The organism is Pseudomonas fluorescens (genome assembly GCF_902497785.1).
GTDB classification, from domain to species: Bacteria; Pseudomonadota; Gammaproteobacteria; order Pseudomonadales; family Pseudomonadaceae; genus Aquipseudomonas; species Aquipseudomonas fluorescens_BO.
In genome coordinates this window covers 181,922-204,025 of sequence record NZ_CABVHK010000008.1, presented here as the reverse complement: position 1 = coordinate 204,025, position 22,104 = coordinate 181,922, and the positions used below count along the sequence as shown (strand labels likewise).

Here is a 22,104-nt window from a genome sequence, read left to right as displayed (position 1 = left end):
CACCAACCCAACACGGATTGGAAATCTAACTGTGGCGAGGGGATTTATCCCCGTTGGGTCGCGAAGCGCCCCCAGCGACCGACCAATCAAACCGAATTGTCCGAATTGGCGACTGCTTCGCAGCCGAACGGGGATAAATCCCCTCACCACAGATTCCTCGCCTGCCTGAAGATAATCTCAAGTAGACCGTCACAGGTGGATTGCTATCGTCGGCGATAAACGCGCCAGGCCAGCAACCCAAGCACAATCAAAGCGAACACCCCGACAATCGCCCACAACACCTGATCATCACTCACCAACGGCTTCTCGATCCGGATGTACCCCGGCTGCATCAGCAACTCGCGCATCGCCTTGTTGGCCTCGGCCAGCGTCACGCCCTGGAGTTCCCTGGCCGGGTCAGCGAATCGGCCATTCTGATACTCACCGAGCGCGCTCCAGTAGTAATCGGCCAATGCGCTGTTGCCTTGCACGGCCCAGGCCTGGCGGGCGATAGCCGCTTGCTTGAGGCGGTTGAAGGTGTCGGCATCGAGGCCATTCTTCAGCAGCCCCGCTTTCAAGTCCTCGAGCACCTGCTCGGCCTCGGTTACACCGTCGCGATCCAGATCCGCATTCAGGCTCATGAAGCCCACGCCGCCAAACACCTCGCGCTCCGCCGAAGGGCCGTAGGACAAGCCATGCGCCAGGCGCATCTGGCGATAGAGCGCCCAGTCCAGATAGTCCTTGAGCAGGTCGAACGTTTCGTCGTGCTGATCCTCAAGCACGGGCTCCGGCACCAGCCAATGCAACTTGGCAGCGCCACCGACGAAACCATGACTCAAGGTGCGCTCATGGGCGGCGCTGGCCTGGATTTCCGGGAGCGGCGGGTGATCGGTCGGGTCCACTGCCTCGAGTTCGCCCCAGGCCCGCTCCAGATAGGCCGGCAGCAAACGGTCGAGGTCGCCGACCATGATCAGTGTCATGTTGTTCGGCGCGTACCAGGCTTTGCGCACGGTCTCCAGTTGTTCGCGGGTCAGGTGATCGACTTCGGCCCGTTCCGCGCATTTCAGGCCCAGCTCCACAGCGAGCTGATTACTCGCCGTGTGGCCCAGATCCTGACGGTCCAGCCAGCGTTGCAGGTGCGAGTAATGACCGCCGTCCTCACGCTCGACCACTTGCTTGGCGGCGTTGATGGCGTTGTCGTCGATGCGGGTCTGGGTCAGCAACGCCAACAACAGGTCGAGGACCTTGCGCTGGTTTTTCGCCGGCGCTTCGATGACGAACGTGGTGTCGGCATTGCTCGTGAAGGCGTTCCATTCCCCGCCCAGGGCCTGCATGCGTTCTTCCAGACCGCCTTCACCGTTGGCGTCGATGCCGCTGAACAGCAGGTGCTCGAGCAGGTGCGGCAGCTCTTTGTCGGCGCAGTTGAAATCATCAATGCCGACACCGACCACCAGCCGAATCGCCACGTGCCCGCGTTCGGTGCCGGGTTTTAGCAGCATTTGCAGACCATTGGGCAGCGTATAGCCCTCGACCTGAAAGCGATCCAGGGCGAACGAAGGCAGCGATGCAATCAACAGGCAGGCGAACAACAGACAACGCATAGCAGGTTTCCATACGGCTGATTGGAGATCCATGTTGTCAGTCAGGGCGCCATCGCGGGCAAGCCCGCTCCCACAGTGATCGGTGTTGAACACGAAATTGCGGCCAACCTGATTCCCTGTGGGAGCGGGCTTGCCCGCGATGGCGGCTTGAAGACTGAATACATGTTACTGACTGACCACACTGCCAGACGTTCAAGGCGAATGCGTGATGTCAGCCAAATCGTCGACGATGAGCGCGCCGGTGTCGGACGCTTCCAGCACCACATACGCACTGCTGCAGAACAGCGAATTCAAACGTTTCATGTCGGCAATCAGCTCCAGGTGCAGCGAACTGGTCTCGATACTCTGCACGACCTTGCGTTGCAGACGGCTGACGTGGGCGTGGGCCAGGCGGCGTTCCTGTGCGCGGAATCGACGTTTTTCACGCAGCAACTGGCGGGCACTTTCCTTGTCGGCACTGAGAAATACCGACAAGCCCAGGCGCAAATTGGAAATCAGCTGACTGTGCAGCCCCGCCAACTCTTCGAGACCGACCTCGGAAAAAGACCGACGCTGCGAGGTTTTCTGCTGCTGCACTTTGCGCAGCATGCGCTCGATCAGGTCAGCGGCGAGTTTGAGGTTGATCGCCAGTTCGATGATTTCCGCCCAGCGTCGGCTGTCCTGCTCGCTGAGGTCTTCGCGGGGCATTTGCGCCAGATAGAGTTTCAGCGAGCTGTAGAGCGACTCCACATCATCGGTCAGGCGGCGCATTTCCTGGGTCACGGCGGTCTGGTTGCCGCGCAACACGTCGAGCATGGCTTCGAGCATGTTGTCGATCAGGTCGCCGATGCGCAGGGTCTCACGGGCACCGTTGGCCAGCGCGAGGCTCGGAGTGACCAGCGCCGTCGGATCAAGATGCCGCGGCTTCGCAGTGCCGTTGACTTCCGGGCGCTCCGGCAGCAGCCACGCACAAAGCCTGGCCATCGGCCCTACGCTTGGCAGCAGGATCAGGCAACGCGCGGTGTTATAGAGCAGGTGGAAACCGATGACCATTTCCTGGGGACTGAAATCGAGGCTGTCGATCCAGTGCACCAGCGGGTCGAGCACCGGGATGATCAGCAGCAACCCGATCAGTTTGTACAGCAGGCTTCCGAGCGCGACCTGACGGCCCGCGGCGTTCTGCATGCTGGTGCTCATGAACGCCAGAATGCCGCTGCCGATGTTGGCGCCGATCACCAGGCCAATGGCCACCGGCAAACTGATCACACCGGCGCCGGCCAGGGTCGCGGTCAACAGGACCGCGGCCAGGCTGGAGTAGGAAACCATCGCGAACAACGCGCCGACCAGGGCATCGAGCAAGATGTCGCCCGTCAGCGAGGCAAAAATGACCTTGACCCCTTGGGCCTGCGTGATCGGCGCGGCGGCTTCGACGATCAGCTGCAACGCCAGAATGATCAGCCCCAGGCCGATGCTGACGCGGCCCATTTGCCCGAGCCGGGTCTGTTTGCGCGACAGGAAGAAAATCACCCCGAGGAAAATCAGCAACGGCGACAGCCACGACAAATCAAACGTCAGCACCCGCGCCATCAGCGCGGTGCCGACATCGGCGCCAAGCATGGTCGCCAGCGCCGGCGTCAACGCCATCAGGCCCTGGCCGACAAAGGAAGTCACGAGCATGGCGGTGGCGTTGCTGCTTTGCACCATGGCCGTCACGATGATGCCGGCGATGAACGCCAACCCGCGCTTGGACATGTTCTGGCCAATCACATGGCGCAGGTTGGAACCGTAGACCCGCAAGATGCCGGTTCGGACGATGTGCGTGCCCCAAATCAACAAGGCCACGGCAGAGAGCAAATTGAGCAGGGTGAGCATACGGGCCCCCTGTGGTGGTAGCGCCCCAAAGGAGCAAGTGGACAGTGCCGCGACGTTCTACGTTCTGTACTTAAGCTGTAGTTGGCTAACGGTCTGGGCGCCAGCATCGCATAGCTAAAGAAGTGATTGAAACAAAACTGTCATGAAAACAGCTTCATGCAGAAAATGAAAAAGGGACCCGAAGGTCCCTTGATCATAAATGTGGGTATTGCATTCACATGACCCGTGGCGAGGGAGCTTGCTCCCGCTGGGCCGCGAAGCGGCCCCAATGACCAGCTAAGCGCATTCGCATTTTTTTACGACTGCTGCGCAGCCGAGCGGGAGCAAGCTCCCTCGCCACAAAGGCTCGCTCCCACAGGTTTTGCATCCAGTTTACTGCCCTGGAATATCCTTGCGCAGTTTTACCGGGTCTTGCTGTTTTCTCTTTTTCGCAATCGCGGTGCGCATCTTGATGTTGATCGCTTCCACCGCCAGCGAGAACGCCATGGCGAAGTAGACGTAGCCTTTTGGCACGTGCACGTCGAAGGATTCGGCAATCAGCACGGTACCGACGATCAGCAGGAACGACAGCGCCAGCATTTTCAGCGACGGGTGCTTGTCGATGAACGAGCTGATGGTGCCCGAAGCCAGCATCATCACCAGCACCGCAACGATGATCGCCGCGACCATGACCGGTACGTGAGAGACCATGCCAACCGCGGTAATCACCGAGTCGAGAGAGAACACGATGTCGATGATCGCGATCTGGATGATGGTGTAGAGGAAATTCCCGCCCTTGCCGCCGGGCTCTTCGTGGGTTTCGTCTTCACCTTCCAGCGCGTGGTACATCTCTTGCGAGCTCTTCCACAACAGGAACAGACCACCGAAGAACAGGATCAGGTCACGCCCGGAAATACCCTGGCCGAACATTTCGAACAGATCTGCGGTGAGGCGCATGACCCAGGTGATCGACAGCAGCAACAGGATCCGCGTGACCATGGCCAGCGCCAGGCCGAAAATCCGGGTGCGCTGCTGCATGTGCTTGGGCATGCGGCTGACCAGGATCGAAATCATGATGATGTTATCGATACCCAGGACGATTTCCAGGGCGGTCAGAGTTAAGAAGGCAACCCAGATTTCAGGGTTGGTCAGCCATTCCATGTTTATTCCTTTGAGCGATTGTTAAACCAGAACGGGCCCGCCTTCAAACAGCGAAGCCTGGACCCGTCTTGGTGAGTCTTGGGCTTATAGAGTGCTGAACAGCGGAAAAATCCCCATCAGCAATGCTGCAACCAGTATGCACATGCACACCAGCACTGCCCATTTCAGGGTGAAGCGCTGATGGTCACCGAAGTCGATCCCGGCCAGGGCCACCAACAAATAGGTCGATGGTACCAGCGGGCTCAGCAAGTGGACGGGCTGACCGACGATCGAGGCACGTGCCATTTCAACTGCGGTTATACCGTAATGACTGGCCGCTTCGGCAAGTACTGGTAACACCCCGTAATAAAATGCATCGTTCGACATGAAGAACGTGAACGGCATGCTCACCAGCGCGGTGATCACGGCCAGGTACGGGCCGAGGAAATCCGGGATGACTGCCAACAGGCTCTTCGACATCGCATCGACCATGCCGGTGCCCGTGAGGATACCGGTGAAAATGCCCGCAGCGAAGATCAAACCGACCACTGCCAGCACGCTGCCGGCGTGAGCCGCAACGCGATCCTTCTGCTGTTGCAGGCAAGGATAGTTGACGATCATCGCGATGCTGAATGCCACCATGAACAACACTGGCAGCGGCAACAGGCCGGCGATCAAGGTGCACATCAGCGCCAGGGTCAGCGCGCCGTTGAACCAGATCAGCTTCGGACGACGGGCATCCGGGAACTGCGAAACGCTGATTTCGCTGTGATCGACCTCGTCACCCACCAGGTGCAGTTCACCCAGACGAGCGCGTTCGCGTTTGCCGTAGAAGTAGGCAATCGCCAGGATCGCCACCACACCGGCCAGCATCGCCGGAATCATCGGCACGAAGATCGCCGACGGATCCACATGCAGCGCACTGGCCGCACGGGCAGTCGGGCCGCCCCACGGTGTCATGTTCATTACGCCACCGGCAAGAATGATCAGACCGGCCATGATCCGCGGGCTCATGCCGATGCGGCTGTAGAGCGGCAGCATGGCGGCCACGCAGATCATGTAAGTAGTCGCGCCGTCACCATCAAGGGAGACGACGAGGGCCAGGACGGCGGTGCCGACCGACACTTTCAACGGGTCGCCCTTGACCATTTTGAGGATCTTGCGCACGGCCGGGTCGAACAGGCCGGAGTCGATCATCAGGGCGAAGTAGAGAATGGCGAACATCAGCATCACGCCGGTCGGCGCAAGCTTGGTGATGCCTTCGAGCATCATCGGGCCGATTTTCGGCGCGAAACCGCCGAACAGGGCAAAGACGATAGGAATGATGATCAAGGCAATCAGCGCGGACAGGCGCTTGGTCATGATCAGGAACATGAACGTGATGACCATGGCGAAGCCAAGGAAAGTCAGCATGGGAATACTCCAGGCGTAGCGCGGCTAGGGAATGGGCGAACCGGGTGGGTCAGCGCAGAACGGGAAGCACGAGGCGTACGGGCGGAGTAGCGGCGAAGCGGCGGGTATCAAAGGACATCAGGATCACCATTGTTGTTGTTAAATGGGCTGTGCGAGCGATAAAACACTGGCATTGGCCGACCGGTCTGTTGCCGGTAGTGGGGCGATCCTAATCGGGGAAGCTTTCAGCCAGCTTTCGCCGGTGAAAGCATTGACGGGATGCTTGACCGGTCGTCGGACCGGGGCAGGGAGTTAAACCGGGTTGAGGCCATCGCGGGCAAGCCCGCTCCCACAGGGGTTTTGTGTACGACAAAGATCCACTGTGGGAGCGAGCCTGCTCGCGATGGCGTCGGTACATACGCATCAGGAGGAAACAGAATGGCTAACATTCACAGCGGCGGCTGCCACTGCGGACAACTGCGCTACCAATTCAATGGCCCGCTGCACGACATCGCCCACTGCCATTGCTCGATTTGCCGACGGGTCAGCGGCGGCATCGTGACCACCTGGATCACCGTCCCCGCGTCGACCTTTGAGTGGGTGAAAGGCACGCCGGCGCAGTACGCATCTTCATCAAGCTGCGTACGATATTTCTGCCCGAACTGTGGGGCGCAACTTGCGCTGATAACCCGCCTCAGCCCGCAAAGCATCGACCTGACCATCGCCACCCTCGATCACCCCGAGCAAGCCCCGGCCGAGCGACACATCTGGACCGACAGCCGTTTGCCCTGGCTGCACCTGGACGAACACCTTCCGGGTGAACCCGAAGAAACACTCTGATCAAAAAACAGACAGGTCCAATGGCCGGACGGCCCCCATCCAGATCGCATGTTCGGTGTGATCAAGCAGATCGTCGCCGGTGTCCGGGTGCAGGAACACCACCAGCCCCTTGCGGTTGAGCGCCAGCCACGGCAATACGTCGCCGATGAGCTCGGGCCCGAACGCCAACTGGCAACTCCAGTCCGGATGCGGCCCCACCGGCCGTTCATGCACGCGGCCCATCTTCAGCGCGAACAACTGCGCCGCGTGCTCACACAACTCGCGCGCCTGAGCGAGGGTGCTGGCATCGAAATACACATGGGCGTGATAGCCCCTGATCGGTTGCATCTGAATCCCTCCAAAACCGGTCGAACCCTCACCGCTGCCCACAGGTCACACGCCATATACGTGAGAAAGTTCGGAGCGCAGCCATGAAAAATGCCGAAACCCCGGTGGTCAAAGTGGTGCTCTATGGTGCCATGAGTAGCCTGGGCAGTGCGCTGATGGCTGAAATGCTGCGGCGTCAACATGAAGTGATCGCGATTCTCGACAACCTGACTGCGCTGGCACCCCGGCCCGGCTTGCGCGCCAAGACCGGCGATTTGTTTGAGGCCGAGCGGGTCAAGCAAAGCGTCGCCGGCTGTTCCGCCGTCATCTGCTTACTGGATGCGCCGGGATTGCCGTTCAACAGTGAGCATGTCGAGAAAACCATTGTGCCGGGCCCGGTTGAACAGGTACTGGCGGTCGATGCGCTGATCGATGGCATGCAGGCTGCTGGCATCTCAAGACTGTTTCTGGTGGGTGATTTCGAGGTGCTGGACGATCCGGAAATCGAGGATCGGCTGAAACGCCATGCCGCGGAAGAAATCCGCGAGGCCCTGCAAAGCAGCGCGTTGCACTGGACATTGGTCAATGCACCACGTGGCGTCGCAGGCCTGACGATCGAGCATTTCAGTCAGGTCAGCAGCAGCCTTGAACCGGGGCTGGCGGAACCGCTTGAGCGCTTGAGTCGCGTCGCGACGGGGATTGCCGATGAACTGCAGCTGAACCTGCACATTGGCGAGCATGTGAATTTTGTCGCTACTTCAGATCAATAAAAGATCGCAGCCTGCGGCAGCTCCTACGCCGGGATCACCCGTAGGAGCTGCCGAAGGCTGCGATCTTTTGACTTTCAAACCGCAATCGAAGGTAAAGGCAGGCCATTAAGCGATTGCGCGCTGCTGGCCTGCTCGGCCATCAACCAATCCACAAACTGTTGAATCAATGCCCCGCGCCGTTTGCGTTGTGGCAGGACCACGTAATAGCCCAGCCTGGAGACTACCGTGTCGGCAATCGGTCGACACAGCAAACCTTGCGCCAGCAAGTTATCCACAAGATGCCGCCAGCCGATGGCAACGCCCTGGCCGCCAAGCGCGGCCTGGATCAGCAAGGTGTAATTGTCGAAACGCAATTGCCCGGGTGCTGGCGCCGACGCAATCCCCAACTCGCGAAACACACCGCTCCAGTCGAACCAGTTGCTGCTGTTCTCGCCGCGCAGGTGCAGCAGCGGAAACTCCAGTAACGACTGGGCAGGCAAGGGCAGGGGACGATCCTTCAACAATAACGGACTGCACACCGGAAACACTTCTTCGCTGAACAGCCAATGACTTTCGCCCTGTTTGAATCGGCCGTCACCGAACATCACCGCCACATCAATGTCCGTGCGCAGCATATTCAGGCTGCGTTCGCTGGTCACCAGGCTGACATCCACCTGGGGGTTGGCGGCGTGAAAACGATGCAGGCGGGGCATCAGCCAATAGGCAGCGAAAGCGAAATCAGTGGCCACCTGTAGCACTTCGTGCTGGTGCTGTGCGCTGATTGCGCTCAACCCTGCATCGATATTCTGCAAACCGAGCTGAACCTGCTCGAACAGAATGATCCCGGCCTCAGTCATTTCGATGCCGCGATAAATGCGATCAAACAGCCGCGTTCCGAGCTGATCTTCCAGCCGCTTGATCTGCTGACTGATCGCCGGTTGCGTAGTGCCCAGCTCCACCGCCGCAGCGGTAAAGCTGCGCTGTCGGGCCGCCGCTTCGAAGGCGCGAAGCAGATCAAGGGACAAATCACCCAAAGCGTCATACATAAGCTGTGCTTATCCTAGTCATTGCCGGGCATGGGCTTTACCACAATTAGCATGGACTCCATGCTCGATCGCAGCACTCTCGCATAAATATTCACTATGGAATGCCGCGATCACATGAAGCGCAAGAATATTCTTTTCATCATGGCCGATCAGATGGCCGCGCCAATGTTGCCGTTCTACGGTCCTTCGCCAATCAAATTACCCAATCTCAGCCGCCTCGCCGCCGAAGGCGTGGTGTTCGACGCCGCTTATTGCAACAGCCCACTGTGCGCGCCGTCGCGTTTTACCTTGGTCAGCGGTCAGTTGCCGAGCAAGATCGGCGCCTACGACAACGCGGCCGATTTCCCTGCCGATGTGCCGACCTACGCCCACTACTTGCGTCGCCTTGGCTATCGCACCGCGCTGTCCGGCAAGATGCACTTTTGCGGCCCCGACCAACTCCACGGCTACGAAGAACGCCTGACCAGTGACATTTACCCGGCCGATTACGGCTGGTCGGTCAATTGGGATGAGCCGGACGTTCGCCCGACCTGGTTTCACAACATGTCGTCGGTGCTGCAAGCCGGGCTGTGCGTGCGCACCAATCAACTGGATTTCGATGAAGAGGTGGTGTTCAAGGCCCAGCAGTATCTGTTCGATCACATTCGCGAGGACGGCGAACAGCCGTTTTGCCTGACCGTTTCGATGACTCACCCGCACGACCCGTACACCATTCCCAAGGCATTCTGGGACATGTACGACGACGCCGACATACCGTTGCCCGACACCCCGGACCAGGGCTCGCTCGATCCGCATTCCCAGCGTTTGCTCAAGGTGTACGACCTGTGGGACAAACCTTTGCCTGTGGATAAAATTCGCGATGCACGCCGCGCGTATTTTGGAGCTTGCAGCTATATCGATAGTAACGTCGGCAAACTCCTGCAAACGCTCGAAGAAACCGGGCTGATAGACGACACCATCATCGTCTTCTCCGGAGACCACGGCGACATGCTCGGCGAACGCGGGCTCTGGTACAAAATGCACTGGTTTGAAATGGCAGCGCGCGTACCGATGCTGATCAGTTCACCGGGGCAATTCGGTGCAGGCCGGGTCAACGCAGCCGTGTCGACGGCCGATCTGCTCCCGACTTTCGTGGAGTTGGCCGGTGGCTCACTGGAACCGGGCCTGCCGCTGGACGGCCGCTCGCTGGTCTCGCACCTGCAAGGGCAGGGCGGGCACGACGAAGTGTTCGGCGAGTACATGGCCGAAGGCACCATCAGCCCGTTGATGATGATTCGTCGCGGCGCTTACAAATTCATCTACAGCGAAGACGACCCTTGCCTACTCTTCGACGTACGCAATGACCCGCGCGAGCAGGAAGAACTCAGCCAGTCGGCGCAACACCGGCCACTGTTCGAAGAATTCCTCGCCGAAGCCCGGGCCAAATGGAACATCCCGGCGATTCACCAACAGGTGCTCGCAAGCCAGCGTCGTCGGCGTTTCGTCGCAGACGCGCTGACCATCGGCAAGTTGAAGAGCTGGGATCACCAGCCGCTGGTGGACGCCAGTCAGCAGTACATGCGCAACCACATCGACCTCGACGACCTGGAGCGCAAAGCACGTTATCCACAACCCTGCCAAAACCAATAATGTTAAGGGGAAGTCCATGCAAAAGTTATCCACAGCACTGACGGTCGGGCTGCTGGCTCTGGGCAGTGCGTCGGCGTTCGCCGATCAGAGCTGCGCGACGGTGAAAATGGCCGACCCGGGCTGGAGCGACATCGCCGCGACCAACGCCATCACCGGGTTTCTGCTGGAAGGCATGGGCTACAAGGCCAAAGTCGACACCTTGGCGGTGCCGATCACGTTTGGTGGGTTGAAGGATGGCCAGGTGGATGTGTTCCTGGGGAACTGGATGCCGGCGCAACAAGGTTTCTATGACAAATTCGTCGCCACCGGCGACGTCACGCAACTGGCGAAGAACCTCGACGGCACCGAATTCACCCTGGCCGTTCCGGATTACGTCTGGGATGCGGGTGTGCATAACTTTGCCGACTTGAACAAATATGCCGACAAGTTCGACAAGAAGATTTATGGCATCGGCTCTGGCGCCCCGGCGAATATTTCGCTGCAAGAGATCATCAAGAAGAACGACTTCGACATGGGTCAGTGGAAACTGGTCGAGTCCAGCGAGCAGGCGATGTTGGCCGAAGTGTCTCGCGCGGTGAAAAAACAGAAATTCGTCACCTTCCTCGGCTGGACCCCGCACCCGATGAACGTGCAGCTGAAAATGCATTACCTGAAGGGCGGCGAGAAATACTTTGGCGACACCGGCAGTGTGCATACCCTGACCCGCAAGGGTTAAGCCGAAGCCTGCCCGAATGTGGGCAAGCTGTTGACCAACCTGAGTTTCACGCAGGAAATGGAAAACAGCATCATGGCCGAGGTGGTGAACAAGAAGGTCAGCAACGCGGAGGCGGCCAAGGCGTGGATCAAGGCCAATCCGGCAGTGCTGGATAAATGGCTGGATGGCGTGAAGACCGTGGACGGGAAAGATGCGTTAGCGGCCGTGAAAGCCAAGCTCTGACACCGTGTGTGTGAAAGGGCCTGGATGGCCATCTGTAGGAGCCGGCTTGCTGGCGATAGCGGTGGATCAGGCGCCGTCACTGTTGACTGATGCGCCGCTATCGCCAGCAAGCCGGCTCCTACAAGGTGTTCGTCCTGATAGTCTGTGTAAAACCCTGAACCAGAGGACTCATGGCCTTTCCCAGCCGCCATTCACTCTTCCCCTTCCTCGCCTGGTTGCCCCGGCAGACCCGCGCCAGCGTCGGTCGCGACCTGATCGTTGGCCTCAGCGGCGCCATTCTTGCGCTGCCGCAGTCCATTGCCTACGCGCTGATCGCCGGTCTCCCACCGGAATACGGTTTGTACGCGGCGATCATTCCGGTGTTGATCGCCTGTCTCTGGGGTTCGTCGTGGCATCTGATCTGTGGTCCTACAGCGGCGATCTCCATTGTCCTGTTCGCCAGCGTCAGTCCTCTGGCCGTTCCTGCGTCGCAGGACTACATCACGCTGATCCTGCTGCTGACATTGCTGGCCGGGATTTTCCAGTGGCTGCTGGGTTTGCTGCGTTTCGGTGCGCTGGTGAATTTCGTCTCGCATTCGGTGGTGCTGGGTTTCACCCTCGGCGCCGCCGTGGTGATTGCCATCGGGCAAATGCCCAACCTTCTTGGGATGGATTTACCCAGTCAGGCCACGGCACTGGACAGTTTTTTGATGCTGTTGCGGCATCTCGGCGATGTGGATAAAGCTTCGCTGATCCTGGGTCTTGCGACAGTCGTCGTTGGCCTGGTGTTGAAGTTGTTGCTGCCTCGCTGGCCGACGCTGCTAATCACCCTGATCCTCGCCGGGCTGCTGGTCTGGCTGTGGCCTTCGATGTTCGGGCACGTGAAGCTGGTCAGCGCATTTGTCGGGCGCTTGCCGCCCTGGAGCCCGTTGCCACTGGATCTGGATATGATTTTGCGCTTGCTGCCCAGCGCGGTGGCGGTGGGGATGCTCGGGTTGGTGACGAGCCTGTCGATTGCCCGTTCCTTGTCCGCTCGCTCGCAGCAGTTGCTCGATGCCAATCAGGAAGTTCGCGCCCAGGGCTTATCAAACATTGTCGGTGCATTTTTTTCTGGATCGCTGTCAGCGGGTTCCTTCACCCGTTCGGGCCTGAGCTACGAGGCGGGGGCCTGCTCGCCGCTGGCCGGGGTGTTCTCGGCGTTGTGGGTGGCGCTGTTTGCGATTTTCGGCGCGGCGCTGATCGCACACATTCCGATCCCGGCCATGGCCGGCAGCATTCTGTTGATCGCCTGGGGCCTGGTGGATCATCGCGGGATTCGGGCGTTGTTACGGGTCAGCCGCGCCGAGTTCGTGGTGATGGCGCTGACCTGTGTCGCAACGCTGTTGCTCGAATTGCAGACGGCCATTTATGCCGGGGTGCTGGCTTCGTTGTTCTTTTACCTCAAGCGCACTTCACAACCGCGCATTCAGCATTGGCGCGAGGGTGACGAAGACATTCTGCGGGTGGGCGGTTCGATCTTCTTCGGCGCCAGCCACTACCTGCAAGTGCGCCTGCAACGCATGCACGGCGCGCGCGTGGTGATCGAGGCGCAGCACATCAACTTCATCGACTATTCCGGCGTGGAAATGCTGCACCAGGAAGCGCGACGGCTACGCAAGCAGGATCGCAGCCTGACCTTGCGCGGCGCGCGGCCGCCAGTGGTGGAGGAGTTGAGGAAGCTCGAAGGCGCGGAGAAATGCCCGATCCGGTTTGAGGATTGAAAAGATCGCAGCCTGCGGCAGCTCCTACGGGAGAAAGGCCTGCACACTGTAGGAGCTGCCGCAGGCTGCGATCTTTTGATTTTCAAAGGGCCAGTTGGCGGCGCAGTTCGGCCAATACCGGCGCGGTGTCCGGGCGCACACCGCGCCACAGGAAAAATGCCTCTGCCGCCTGTTCAGCGAGCATGCCCAAACCATCCATCGACACTGCCGCGCCATGCTCGCTTGCCCAGCGGCAGAATGACGTCGGCTCCTTGCCATACATCATGTCGTAGCAAAGGGTCTTGCCCGGTTCGATCAGGCTGCTGGCAATGGGCGGTACATCACCGGACAAACTCGCCGACGTTGCGTTGATGATCAGGTCCACCGGCTCCTGCAACCAATCGAAACCACTGGCCGACACCGGCCCCAGATCGGCGAACAATTCCGCCAGCAATTCGGCTTTTTCCACCGTTCGGTTGGCGATGATCACCGAAGCTGGCCGCTCGGCCAGCAGCGGTTCGAGCGCACCGCGCACCGCGCCGCCGGCACCGAGCAGCAGGATGCGTTTGCCCGTGAGGCTGAAACCGGCATTGACCGTCAGGTCGCGCACCAGCCCGGCGCCGTCGGTGTTATCGCCCAGCAAACTGCCATCGGCGAGTTTACTCAAGGTGTTCACCGCGCCGGCGCGCTGGGCGCGCGCGGTGAGACTGTTCGCCAGCCGGAACGCCTCCTCCTTGAACGGCACCGTCACATTCGCTCCGCGTCCCTCAAGGAAAAACGCTCGGGCGAAGTCGGAAAAGTCGTCGAGCGGTGCCAGCGAAGTGCTGTAGTCCAGTTGCTGAGCGGTCTGCTCGGCAAACAAACGATGGATCAGCGGCGACTTGCTGTGACTTATCGGGTTACCGAATACGACGTAAAGGTCCATCAGGATTCCTCGTTCAGGCCTCGGCCAACCAATCGCGATCTTGCAGGAAGTACTCGGTCAGGCGCGCTTCCTCGCTACCGGGCTCGGCTTTCCAGTCATAGCTCCAGCGGACTTGCGGAGGTAACGACATGAGGATCGATTCGGTGCGCCCGCCCGATTGCAGGCCGAACAGCGTGCCGCGGTCGTAAACCAGGTTGAATTCGACGTAACGGCCCCGGCGGAACTCCTGGAATTCACGCTGTTTGGCGGTAAACAGATCATTTTTCCGGCGTTGCAGGATGGGCAGATAAGCGTCGATGTACGCATCACCGATGGCGCGCATGAAGGCGAAACTGGTGTCGAAGTCCCACTCGTTCAAGTCATCGAAGAACAGCCCGCCGATGCCGCGCGGTTCGTGGCGATGCTTGATGTGGAAGTAGCTGTCGCACCAGGCTTTGTAACGCGAGTAAACGTCCGGCCCGAACGGCGCGCAGGCCTGCTCGGCAACACGGTGCCAATGCACGCAGTCTTCTTCATTACCGTAATACGGAGTCAGGTCGAAGCCGCCGCCAAACCACCAGACCGGTTCTTCGCCTTCTTTTTCGGCGATGAAAAAGCGCACGTTGGCGTGGGAAGTCGGCACATGCGGGTTGTGCGGATGAATCACCAGCGACACGCCAAGTGCTTCAAAGCCACGACCGGCCAATTCTGGTCGATGGGCGCTGGCGGACGGTGGGAGACCGCTGCCAAACACGTGGGAAAAGTTGACGCCGCCCTTTTCGATGACCGTACCGTTCTCGATCACCCGGGTGCGACCGCCACCGCCGGCAGGCCGGGTCCAGGCGTCTTCGACGAAGTGCGTGCCGCCGTCTTCGGCTTCCAGAGCGGCGCAAATGCGGTCTTGCAGGTCGAGCAGGTAGGCTTTTACGGCCTCGGTGCGGGTCGTCATGTCATCACCTTGAATCGGGCAAAACTACGCGGCGCGCCATGGGAGCGGGGGGCCGGCGCAAATGGGCGCGTAGCATAACATCGCAGACAGGCTCGCCGCAGTTGACGAAGATCATGCTTGGGAGTTGGATAGGGGGCTTCGCGCTACACCTTCAGTAGCCAAGACCAAGGAGTAGGCAGATGGCAAAGCGTATCCAGTTCCGCGCCCATGGCGGCCCCGAAGTGCTTGAGTATGTCGATTACCAACCCGCCGAGCCCGGCCCGCAGCAGGTCCGCGTGAGCAACAAGGCCATCGGCCTGAACTTCATCGACACCTATTTCCGCAGCGGCCTGTATGCGCCGCCGGCCTTGCCGTCTGGCTTGGGCGCCGAAGGTGCGGGCGTTGTCGAGGCAGTGGGCAGTGAAGTCAGCCGGTTCAAGGTCGGTGACCGCGTGGCTTATGGCAGCGGGCCGCTGGGTGCCTATAGCGAAGTCCACGTATTGCCCGAGGCCAATCTGGTTCATCTGCCGGACGCGATCAGCTTCGAACAGGCTGCCGGGGTGATGCTCAAGGGCTTGACCGTGCAATACCTGCTGCGTCAGACCTATGAACTCAAGGGTGGCGAAACCATCCTGTTCCACGCCGCCGCCGGGGGTGTCGGTTCTCTGGCCTGCCAATGGGCCAAGGCATTGGGCGTGAAGTTGATCGGCACGGTCAGCTCGCCGGAGAAAGCCGCGCTGGCCAAGGCCAACGGTGCCTGGGCGACCATTGACTACAGCCATGAAAACGTTGCACAGCGGGTACTGGAATTGACTGACGGGAAAAAGGTCCCGGTGGTGTACGACGGTGTCGGCAAGGACACCTGGCTGACGTCGCTGGACAGCGTTGCCCCGCGTGGCCTGGTGGTGAGTTTCGGCAATGCGTCGGGCGCGGTGGACGGTGTGAATCTGGGGATTCTGTCGGCGAAAGGCTCGTTGTACGTGACCCGGCCTACGCTGGCGACTTACGCCAATAACGCCGAAAACCTGCAACGGATGGCGGATGAATTGTTCGAGATGATTATCAGCGGGAAGCTGAAGGTGGAGATCAGCCAGAAGTATGCGCTGGCAGATGCGGCCAAGGCGCAGACGGAGCTGTCGGCGCGGCGGACCACGGGCTCGACTGTTTTGTTGCCTTGAGGCCCCCTTCGCGAGCAGGCTCGCTCCCACCTTTAACCGTGTTTCGTCAGTGGAACACGGTCCAATGTGGGAGCGAGCCTGCTCGCGAATGGCAGCACCGCGGTCCTAATCCGGGCGGATCACATGCCCGGTCGCCACATCCCGAATCACGCTCGGGTTCTTGCGCCCGCCCAGATTGCCACCCAGGATAAAATCCACCTGCCCACGGAAATACTGCTCCACGCGAATCCGGGTGCGCGCCGCGGGCCGCCCCTGCGGATTAGCCGAGGTCGACACTAATGGCCCGACCACCGCGCACAAATCCCGCACCAACGGGTGATCGCTGACACGCAACGCCACCGTTTCATGCACTCCGGTGATCCACTGCGGCAACAGGTTCTGATGCGGAACCAGCCAGGTATTCGGCCCCGGCCAGGTGCTGGCCATGCGATCCATCCACAGTTCAGGGAAATCTTCGAAGAGGAAGTCGAACTGGCGAATGTTGTCGGCAACCAGAATCAGACCCTTTCCCACCGACCGGCCCTTGAGCATCAGCAGACGTTCCACCGCTTCTTCGTCCCACGGGTCGCAACCCAGGCCCCAGACCGCTTCGGTCGGATAGGCAATCACCGCCCCTGCGCGAACGGCTTGCGCGGCTTGTTGCACACGCCAACTGTTGACCATGAAAAACTCTCCGGAATTAGGCTCTGCGCAGTTTACCGATCTTCCCTGTAAAACCTAGCTCACCCGCGCAAACCAGCGCCCGCTTTCGCACACTGCTCGCCCGTCCATCTCCAGCTCCGTCAAGGCCGCCAGCACTTTGGGCAGGGCCCAGCCACTGGTGACGGCCAACGCTTCACTGGTGTGTGGCGCCGCATGCAGCAGCACGAGCAACGGATGAGTGACCGTCGGCGCCTCCATGGCCAAGGGCAATTGTTGCCAGCCACGCAAGGCTTCAAGGATATGTTCAATGGTTTCCACCAGCATCGCGCCATCACGAATTAACTGATGGCAGCCCTTGGCGCCCGGATGATGAATAGATCCCGGTATCGCATACACCTCGCGACCTTGCTCCGCCGCCAGCCTCGCCGTGATCAGAGAACCGCTGGCAACACTGGCTTCGACCACCAGCACGCCAAGGGACAAACCGCTGATGATGCGGTTGCGGCGCGGGAAGTTACTGGCGGTCGGGGGGGCGTCCAGCGGGAACTCGGAAAGCACCGCGCTTCCCGACGCGATCATGGCGTCTGCCAGCCTTCGATTGCGCTGTGGATAAAACTTTTCAAGTCCCGTGCCAAGTACACCGACCGTTTGCCCGCCCACGTCCAAAGCGGCCTGATGCGCGGCGGCGTCAATCCCCAGCGCCAGGCCGCTGGTGATGACAAAACCGGCGCTCGCCAGACTCCGCGAAAAAGCGGCGGCGGTGTCCATCCCGGGCCGGGAGGCACGACGACTGCCGACCATCGCCAGCTGCGGTTTTTCCAGAATGCCCGGATCACCCGCCACGAATAGCAACGGCGGTGGATCGCTGATTTCCGCCAGCAATGCCGGGTAGTCAGGCTGGTCCCACATCAGTAAATGCTGGCCCGGACGCTCGATCCAGGCCAATGCATGGCTCGCGCCATCGCGCACTTCAGGGCTACGCCGAGCCTCCGCACACGCCAGTGGCAACCCCAGCGAACGCCAGGCGCTGGCTGGCGCACCGATGGCTTTGGACGCTGAACCGAAGGCCTCCAGCAACTTCCTGAAACGCGCGGGACCGAGATCCGGCAAACGATGCAGACGTAAACGAGCTTCCAGTTCCGCAGGGGAAACCGGTGTGACGGCAGACAGCGACATGGATCATCCTTGATCGTTATGAGCCCCGTTCAAACGGGAATAAGCTGTGGATAACTCTGTTGGTAACTTGTGAAGCAGCCTAAGGATTTCGCACCTTGTCCATCACCGCCAAGGAGCGCGATGCGTTGAGCACCAGCCCGTAACTGAGCTTGTCGTAGGTGCGAAACACCATCAGCAAACCGGAGCGTTCATCCGGGATTTTCAATCGCTCGCCGGTGATCCGGTCACGCACGGTTTCGCCGGTTTTCATCACCACCAGCACATTGCCTTCGGCCAGACCATCACGCCGGCCCTTGTTCAGCGTCACGACATCCAGCGTGCCAATTTGGGTGACACCGCGCGGCACATCGATGATCAAGCCGTTTATCGGGGTTTTCGGTGCGCTGGGCATGAAGGTCGAGTTGATCGACCGCTCTTCGCCGCTGAACAGGCGATCACCAAGACGCACTTCCTGAGTCGTGCGTTGCAAAGCAAGGGTGGCGACATCACCTTCGGTGGCGATAATTTCGCCACCGCCAATGTCGTCAGCGTTGATCCCCAGAAACTCTTTGCTCTCGGGGTCGGTGTAGACCTTGCCCTGACGGAAGATGCCGTAGACCGGCTGGTTCTGATCGAAATGGCCACGGACAAAAATACGGTCGCCGGTGCCGCTGAGCACCCGTTCGGCGTTGCCTGCGACAATGTAAGGCGCCGTGTCGAACTCCTCGACCTTGTCGACAATGCGGTTGCTCAGCAGAAAACTGTTGATCGCTTGCAGCGGGATGCTCGGGATGGCGTCGGCCACTGGCGAACTGCGCACCCGTGGCGAGAGCTTGATGGTGCCCCGTGAAGCGCCGCGATTGAGGGTCAGACGCGGCTGGCCGTCGACATAGACCAGCGACAGCACGTCGCCGGGGTAGATGAGATTGGGGTTCTGGATCTGCGGATTGACCTGCCACAGCTCTGGCCATTTCCACGGTTCACGGAGGAATTTTCCCGAGATGTCCCAGAGCGTGTCACCCGCGACAACCGTGTATTGCTGTGGAAAACCTTCCCTGAGTTGCACTTGCCCGTGCGCAAAACCGGCCGAAGCCAGAAGGAGCAGGGCGAGTAGTGATTTCCTCATGCGGTGAATCCCTTTATTATGTGCGTTCGCGTGAAACGCCAGAGCCTTCGTGGCTCGCTCCAGGCTCACTCCTGAAAAGCAGGGAGCTACGTTTCACAACGGTAGCCGGCATCTTCGGACCCGCCAGGCCATCGACCCGACTTTACCTCACACGTGCAGCAAATAAGCCATGGCCATTTTAGACATCCTCGAATTTCCCGACTCGCGCCTGCGCACTATCGCCAAACCTGTGGCCGGAGTGGACGACGAAGTGCGTCAGTTGGTCGATGATATGTTTGAAACAATGTATGAAGCGCCAGGCATCGGCCTCGCCGCGACCCAGGTCAACGTGCACAAACGTATCGTCGTGATGGACCTCTCCGAAGACCGCAGCGAACCGCGGGTGTTCATCAACCCCGAGTTCGAATCCCTGACCGACGAGATGGAGCAATATCAGGAAGGCTGCCTCTCGGTGCCGGGCTTCTACGAAAACGTCGATCGCCCGCAGCGGGTCAAGGTCAAGGCCCTGGACCGCGACGGCCAGCCCTACGAACTGATCGCCGAAGGTCTGCTCGCCGTGTGCATCCAGCACGAATGCGACCACCTGAACGGCAAATTGTTCGTCGACTACCTGTCCAATCTCAAACGCGACCGAATCAAGAAGAAACTGGAAAAGCTCCATCGCCAGAACGCTTGATGCCCTCCTTTCAAAGGCTTGCTGCGGCAAGCCTTTTTCTTTTCAGAGATTGCTCCCATGACTGAGCCACTGCGCATTGTCTTTGCCGGCACCCCGGAATTCGCCGCCGAACACCTCAAGGCGCTGCTCGACAGCCCTTATGAGATCGTCGCGGTCTACACCCAACCGGACCGTCCGGCAGGCCGCGGGCAAAAGTTGATGCCGAGCCCGGTCAAGCAGTTGGCCTTGGAGAACAGCATCCCGGTGCTGCAACCGCCGACCTTGCGCAACGAAGACGCTCAGGCTGAACTGGCCGCGCTGAAGCCGGATATGCTGGTGGTGGTCGCCTATGGCCTGATCCTGCCGCAAGTGGTGCTGGATATTCCGCGCCTGGGCTGCATCAACAGCCATGCGTCCTTACTGCCGCGCTGGCGCGGTGCGGCGCCGATCCAGCGTGCCGTCGAAGCGGGCGACAGCGAAAGCGGCGTGACCGTGATGCGCATGGAACTGGGCCTCGACACCGGCCCGATGCTGCTCAAAGCCACCACGCCGATCAGCGCTGAAGACACCGGCGGCAGCCTCCACGACCGTTTGGCGAAAATCGGCCCACCGGCGGTGATCCAGGCCATCGCGGGCCTCGCCGCCGGCATGCTGGAAGGCGAAGTGCAGGACGACAGCCTCGCCACCTACGCGCACAAATTGAACAAGGACGAGGCGCGCATCGACTGGAATCGCCCGGCCGTAGAGCTGGAACGACTGGTTCGCGCCTTCAACCCATGGCCGATCACCCACAGCACGCTCAATGGCGAAGCGCTGAAAGTGCTGGGCGCGAGCGTCGCTGACGGCAAGGGCGCACCGGGTGAAATCCTCGGCGCCAGCAAAGAGGGCCTGATCGTCGCCTGCGGTGAGCAAGCGCTGTGTCTGACCCGTCTGCAATTACCCGGCGGCAAGGCGCTGAACTTCAGCGATTTATTCAACAGTCGTCGTGAGAAATTTGCCGTCGGCAGCGTTCTCGGTCATACGGCGGACGCGCAATGAATCCTCGTCTGGCCGCCGCCAAGGCGCTTGCTGCCGTTCTAAACGGAAAAGCCTCACTCAACAGTTCGCTGCCGACGCAAATGGACAAGGTCGAAGACCGCGATCGCGGTTTCACTCAGGACCTGGCGTTCGGCACGGCTCGCTGGCAACCGCGCTTGTCGGCGCTGGCGGCCAAGTTGCTGCAAAAGCCATTCAAGGCGGCGGATGCCGATGTCGAAGCGCTGTTGCTGGTCGGCCTCTATCAACTGCTCTATACCCGCGTTCCGGCCCACGCCGCTATTGGCGAAACCGTCGGTTGCGCCGACAAGCTGAAAAAACCGTGGGCCAAGGCCTTGCTCAACGCTGTGTTGCGCCGCGCCCAGCGTGAAAGCGAAGCGCTGCTGGCCGAACTGGAACACGACCCGGTGGTGCGCACCGCGCATCCGCGCTGGCTGCAAAAATCCCTCAAGGCGTTCTGGCCCGAGCAGTGGGAAGCCATCTGCACGGCGAACAATGCGCATCCGCCGATGATTCTGCGGGTTAACCGTCGGCATCACAGCCGCGATGCCTACCTCGGGTTGCTGACCGATGCCGGCATCGCCGCCACGCCGTGTGTTTTCAGCCGGGACGGCATCATTCTCGAGGCCGCTGCCGACGTGCGCAGCCTGCCGGGCTTCGCAGAAGGCTGGATCAGCGTGCAGGACGAAGCCGCGCAGCTGGCCGCCGATCTGCTTGACCTCGCGCCGGGCCAACGGGTGCTCGACGCCTGCTGCGCACCGGGCGGCAAGACCTGCCACATTCTCGAAGCCGAACCTGCACTGGCTGGCGTCGTAGCCGTCGACCTCGAAGCCAAGCGCCTGGTGCGCGTGCGGGAAAACCTCGCGCGCCTGGGCCTCAGCGCCGAACTGATCGCCGCCGACGGCCGCGACACCGCGACCTGGTGGGACGGCAAGCCGTTCCAGCGCATCCTGCTCGACGCGCCGTGCTCGGCCACCGGCGTGATCCGTCGTCATCCGGACATCAAGCTGACCCGTCAACCGGACGACATCGCCGCGCTGGCCGTGCTGCAAGGCGAACTGCTCGACGCCCTGTGGATAACGCTGGAAGTGGGTGGCATTCTGCTGTACGCCACGTGCTCAACGCTGCCGACGGAAAACACCGAAGTCATCGAAGCCTTCCTCGCCCGCACGCCGGGCGCCCGTGAACTGGACCTCGCCACCGCAGCCGGCATCAAGCAACCGCATGGTCGCCAGTTGCTGGCGCAGGAAGGTGGCCACGACGGGTTCTACTACGCCAAGCTGATCAAGATTGCCGCCGCGCGCGGTTAACCGG

19 protein-coding genes and 1 pseudogene are annotated in these 22,104 nt (G+C 60.6%); 9 read left to right on the top strand and 11 right to left on the bottom strand.

Going from position 1 to position 22,104, the window contains the following annotated elements:
- Positions 1 to 203: 203 nt before the first annotated feature.
- The 4 genes from F8N62_RS14230 to F8N62_RS14215 form a co-directional block, all read right to left on the bottom strand.
- Positions 204 to 1,580 carry a M16 family metallopeptidase gene (locus F8N62_RS14230; protein ID WP_150711507.1) on the bottom strand — a complete coding sequence of 459 codons (1,377 nt, stop codon included), beginning with the start codon at positions 1,578 to 1,580 and terminating at the stop codon, positions 204 to 206.
- Positions 1,581 to 1,772: 192 nt separating this feature from the next.
- Complete coding sequence (locus tag F8N62_RS14225; protein WP_150711506.1) at positions 1,773 to 3,431, bottom strand: Na/Pi cotransporter family protein; 1,659 nt, start codon at positions 3,429 to 3,431, stop codon at positions 1,773 to 1,775.
- Between the two features lie 372 nt (positions 3,432 to 3,803).
- Entirely contained in the window at positions 3,804 to 4,571 is a 768-nt protein-coding gene (locus tag F8N62_RS14220) for a TerC family protein (protein WP_150711505.1), read from the bottom strand.
- 84 nt (positions 4,572 to 4,655) lie between these two features.
- Entirely contained in the window at positions 4,656 to 5,963 is a 1,308-nt protein-coding gene (locus F8N62_RS14215; RefSeq protein ID WP_150711504.1) for a CitMHS family transporter, read from the bottom strand.
- A gap of 417 nt (positions 5,964 to 6,380) precedes the next feature.
- Here F8N62_RS14215 and F8N62_RS14210 point away from each other — a divergent pair, with 417 nt between their 5' ends.
- On the top strand, positions 6,381 to 6,782 hold the full coding sequence (locus F8N62_RS14210) for a GFA family protein (protein ID WP_150711503.1): 402 nt from the start codon (positions 6,381 to 6,383) through the stop codon (positions 6,780 to 6,782).
- Here F8N62_RS14210 and F8N62_RS14205 read toward each other — a convergent pair whose 3' ends face one another.
- Complete coding sequence (locus tag F8N62_RS14205; RefSeq protein WP_150711502.1) at positions 6,783 to 7,109, bottom strand: DOPA 4,5-dioxygenase family protein; 327 nt, start codon at positions 7,107 to 7,109, stop codon at positions 6,783 to 6,785.
- An 83-nt stretch (positions 7,110 to 7,192) separates the two neighbouring features.
- Between F8N62_RS14205 and F8N62_RS14200 the strand changes: the two genes are divergently transcribed.
- On the top strand, positions 7,193 to 7,858 hold the full coding sequence (locus tag F8N62_RS14200; RefSeq protein WP_150711501.1) for an NAD(P)-dependent oxidoreductase: 666 nt from the start codon (positions 7,193 to 7,195) through the stop codon (positions 7,856 to 7,858).
- A gap of 74 nt (positions 7,859 to 7,932) precedes the next feature.
- Here the strand turns inward: F8N62_RS14200 and F8N62_RS14195 are convergent, their stop codons facing one another.
- The gene (locus F8N62_RS14195; RefSeq protein WP_150711500.1) at positions 7,933 to 8,883 is read right to left on the bottom strand and encodes a choline sulfate utilization transcriptional regulator; all 951 of its coding nucleotides are present in this window, start codon (positions 8,881 to 8,883) and stop codon (positions 7,933 to 7,935) included.
- A 114-nt stretch (positions 8,884 to 8,997) separates the two neighbouring features.
- On the opposite strand from F8N62_RS14195, the gene betC reads away from it, so the two are divergent.
- The 3 genes and pseudogenes from betC (at position 8,998) to F8N62_RS14180 (ending at position 13,188) form a co-directional block, all read left to right on the top strand.
- A complete protein-coding gene (betC, locus tag F8N62_RS14190) occupies positions 8,998 to 10,512 on the top strand; it encodes a choline-sulfatase (RefSeq protein ID WP_150711499.1) in 1,515 nt (504 codons plus the stop codon).
- Positions 10,513 to 10,528: 16 nt separating this feature from the next.
- Positions 10,529 to 11,449, top strand: a pseudogene (choX, locus tag F8N62_RS14185) (choline ABC transporter substrate-binding protein).
- 170 nt (positions 11,450 to 11,619) lie between these two features.
- Positions 11,620 to 13,188 (top strand): SulP family inorganic anion transporter, encoded by a 1,569-nt coding sequence (locus tag F8N62_RS14180; protein WP_150711498.1) that lies wholly within the window; start codon positions 11,620 to 11,622, stop codon positions 13,186 to 13,188.
- Positions 13,189 to 13,270: 82 nt separating this feature from the next.
- Here the strand turns inward: F8N62_RS14180 and aroE are convergent, their stop codons facing one another.
- Both aroE and hemF read right to left on the bottom strand, forming a co-directional pair.
- On the bottom strand, positions 13,271 to 14,092 hold the full coding sequence (gene aroE, locus F8N62_RS14175) for a shikimate dehydrogenase (RefSeq protein ID WP_150711497.1): 822 nt from the start codon (positions 14,090 to 14,092) through the stop codon (positions 13,271 to 13,273).
- A gap of 13 nt (positions 14,093 to 14,105) precedes the next feature.
- Positions 14,106 to 15,020 carry an oxygen-dependent coproporphyrinogen oxidase gene (gene hemF, locus F8N62_RS14170; protein ID WP_150711496.1) on the bottom strand — a complete coding sequence of 305 codons (915 nt, stop codon included), beginning with the start codon at positions 15,018 to 15,020 and terminating at the stop codon, positions 14,106 to 14,108.
- A 179-nt stretch (positions 15,021 to 15,199) separates the two neighbouring features.
- Between hemF and F8N62_RS14165 the strand changes: the two genes are divergently transcribed.
- Complete coding sequence (locus F8N62_RS14165) at positions 15,200 to 16,177, top strand: NADPH:quinone reductase (RefSeq protein WP_150711495.1); 978 nt, start codon at positions 15,200 to 15,202, stop codon at positions 16,175 to 16,177.
- 105 nt (positions 16,178 to 16,282) lie between these two features.
- Here F8N62_RS14165 and F8N62_RS14160 read toward each other — a convergent pair whose 3' ends face one another.
- The 3 genes from F8N62_RS14160 to F8N62_RS14150 all read right to left on the bottom strand — a co-directional run bounded on the left by F8N62_RS14160 (position 16,283) and on the right by F8N62_RS14150 (position 19,100).
- Positions 16,283 to 16,840 (bottom strand): L-threonylcarbamoyladenylate synthase, encoded by a 558-nt coding sequence (locus tag F8N62_RS14160; protein ID WP_150711494.1) that lies wholly within the window; start codon positions 16,838 to 16,840, stop codon positions 16,283 to 16,285.
- 54 nt (positions 16,841 to 16,894) lie between these two features.
- Positions 16,895 to 17,995, bottom strand: coding sequence for a DNA-processing protein DprA (gene dprA / locus F8N62_RS14155; RefSeq protein WP_150711493.1), 1,101 nt, complete (start codon positions 17,993 to 17,995; stop codon positions 16,895 to 16,897).
- Between the two features lie 79 nt (positions 17,996 to 18,074).
- Positions 18,075 to 19,100 carry a LysM peptidoglycan-binding domain-containing protein gene (locus F8N62_RS14150; RefSeq protein ID WP_150711492.1) on the bottom strand — a complete coding sequence of 342 codons (1,026 nt, stop codon included), beginning with the start codon at positions 19,098 to 19,100 and terminating at the stop codon, positions 18,075 to 18,077.
- A gap of 169 nt (positions 19,101 to 19,269) precedes the next feature.
- Between F8N62_RS14150 and def the strand changes: the two genes are divergently transcribed.
- The 3 genes from def to rsmB are packed head-to-tail and all read left to right on the top strand — an operon-like array spanning position 19,270 to position 22,100.
- The gene (gene def / locus F8N62_RS14145) at positions 19,270 to 19,776 is read left to right on the top strand and encodes a peptide deformylase (RefSeq protein ID WP_150711491.1); all 507 of its coding nucleotides are present in this window, start codon (positions 19,270 to 19,272) and stop codon (positions 19,774 to 19,776) included.
- Positions 19,777 to 19,833: 57 nt separating this feature from the next.
- A complete protein-coding gene (gene fmt, locus F8N62_RS14140; protein ID WP_150711490.1) occupies positions 19,834 to 20,793 on the top strand; it encodes a methionyl-tRNA formyltransferase in 960 nt (319 codons plus the stop codon).
- Complete coding sequence (gene rsmB / locus F8N62_RS14135) at positions 20,790 to 22,100, top strand: 16S rRNA (cytosine(967)-C(5))-methyltransferase RsmB (RefSeq protein WP_150711489.1); 1,311 nt, start codon at positions 20,790 to 20,792, stop codon at positions 22,098 to 22,100. The genes fmt and rsmB overlap by 4 nt, the downstream gene beginning before the upstream one ends.
- Positions 22,101 to 22,104: the final 4 nt, after the last annotated feature.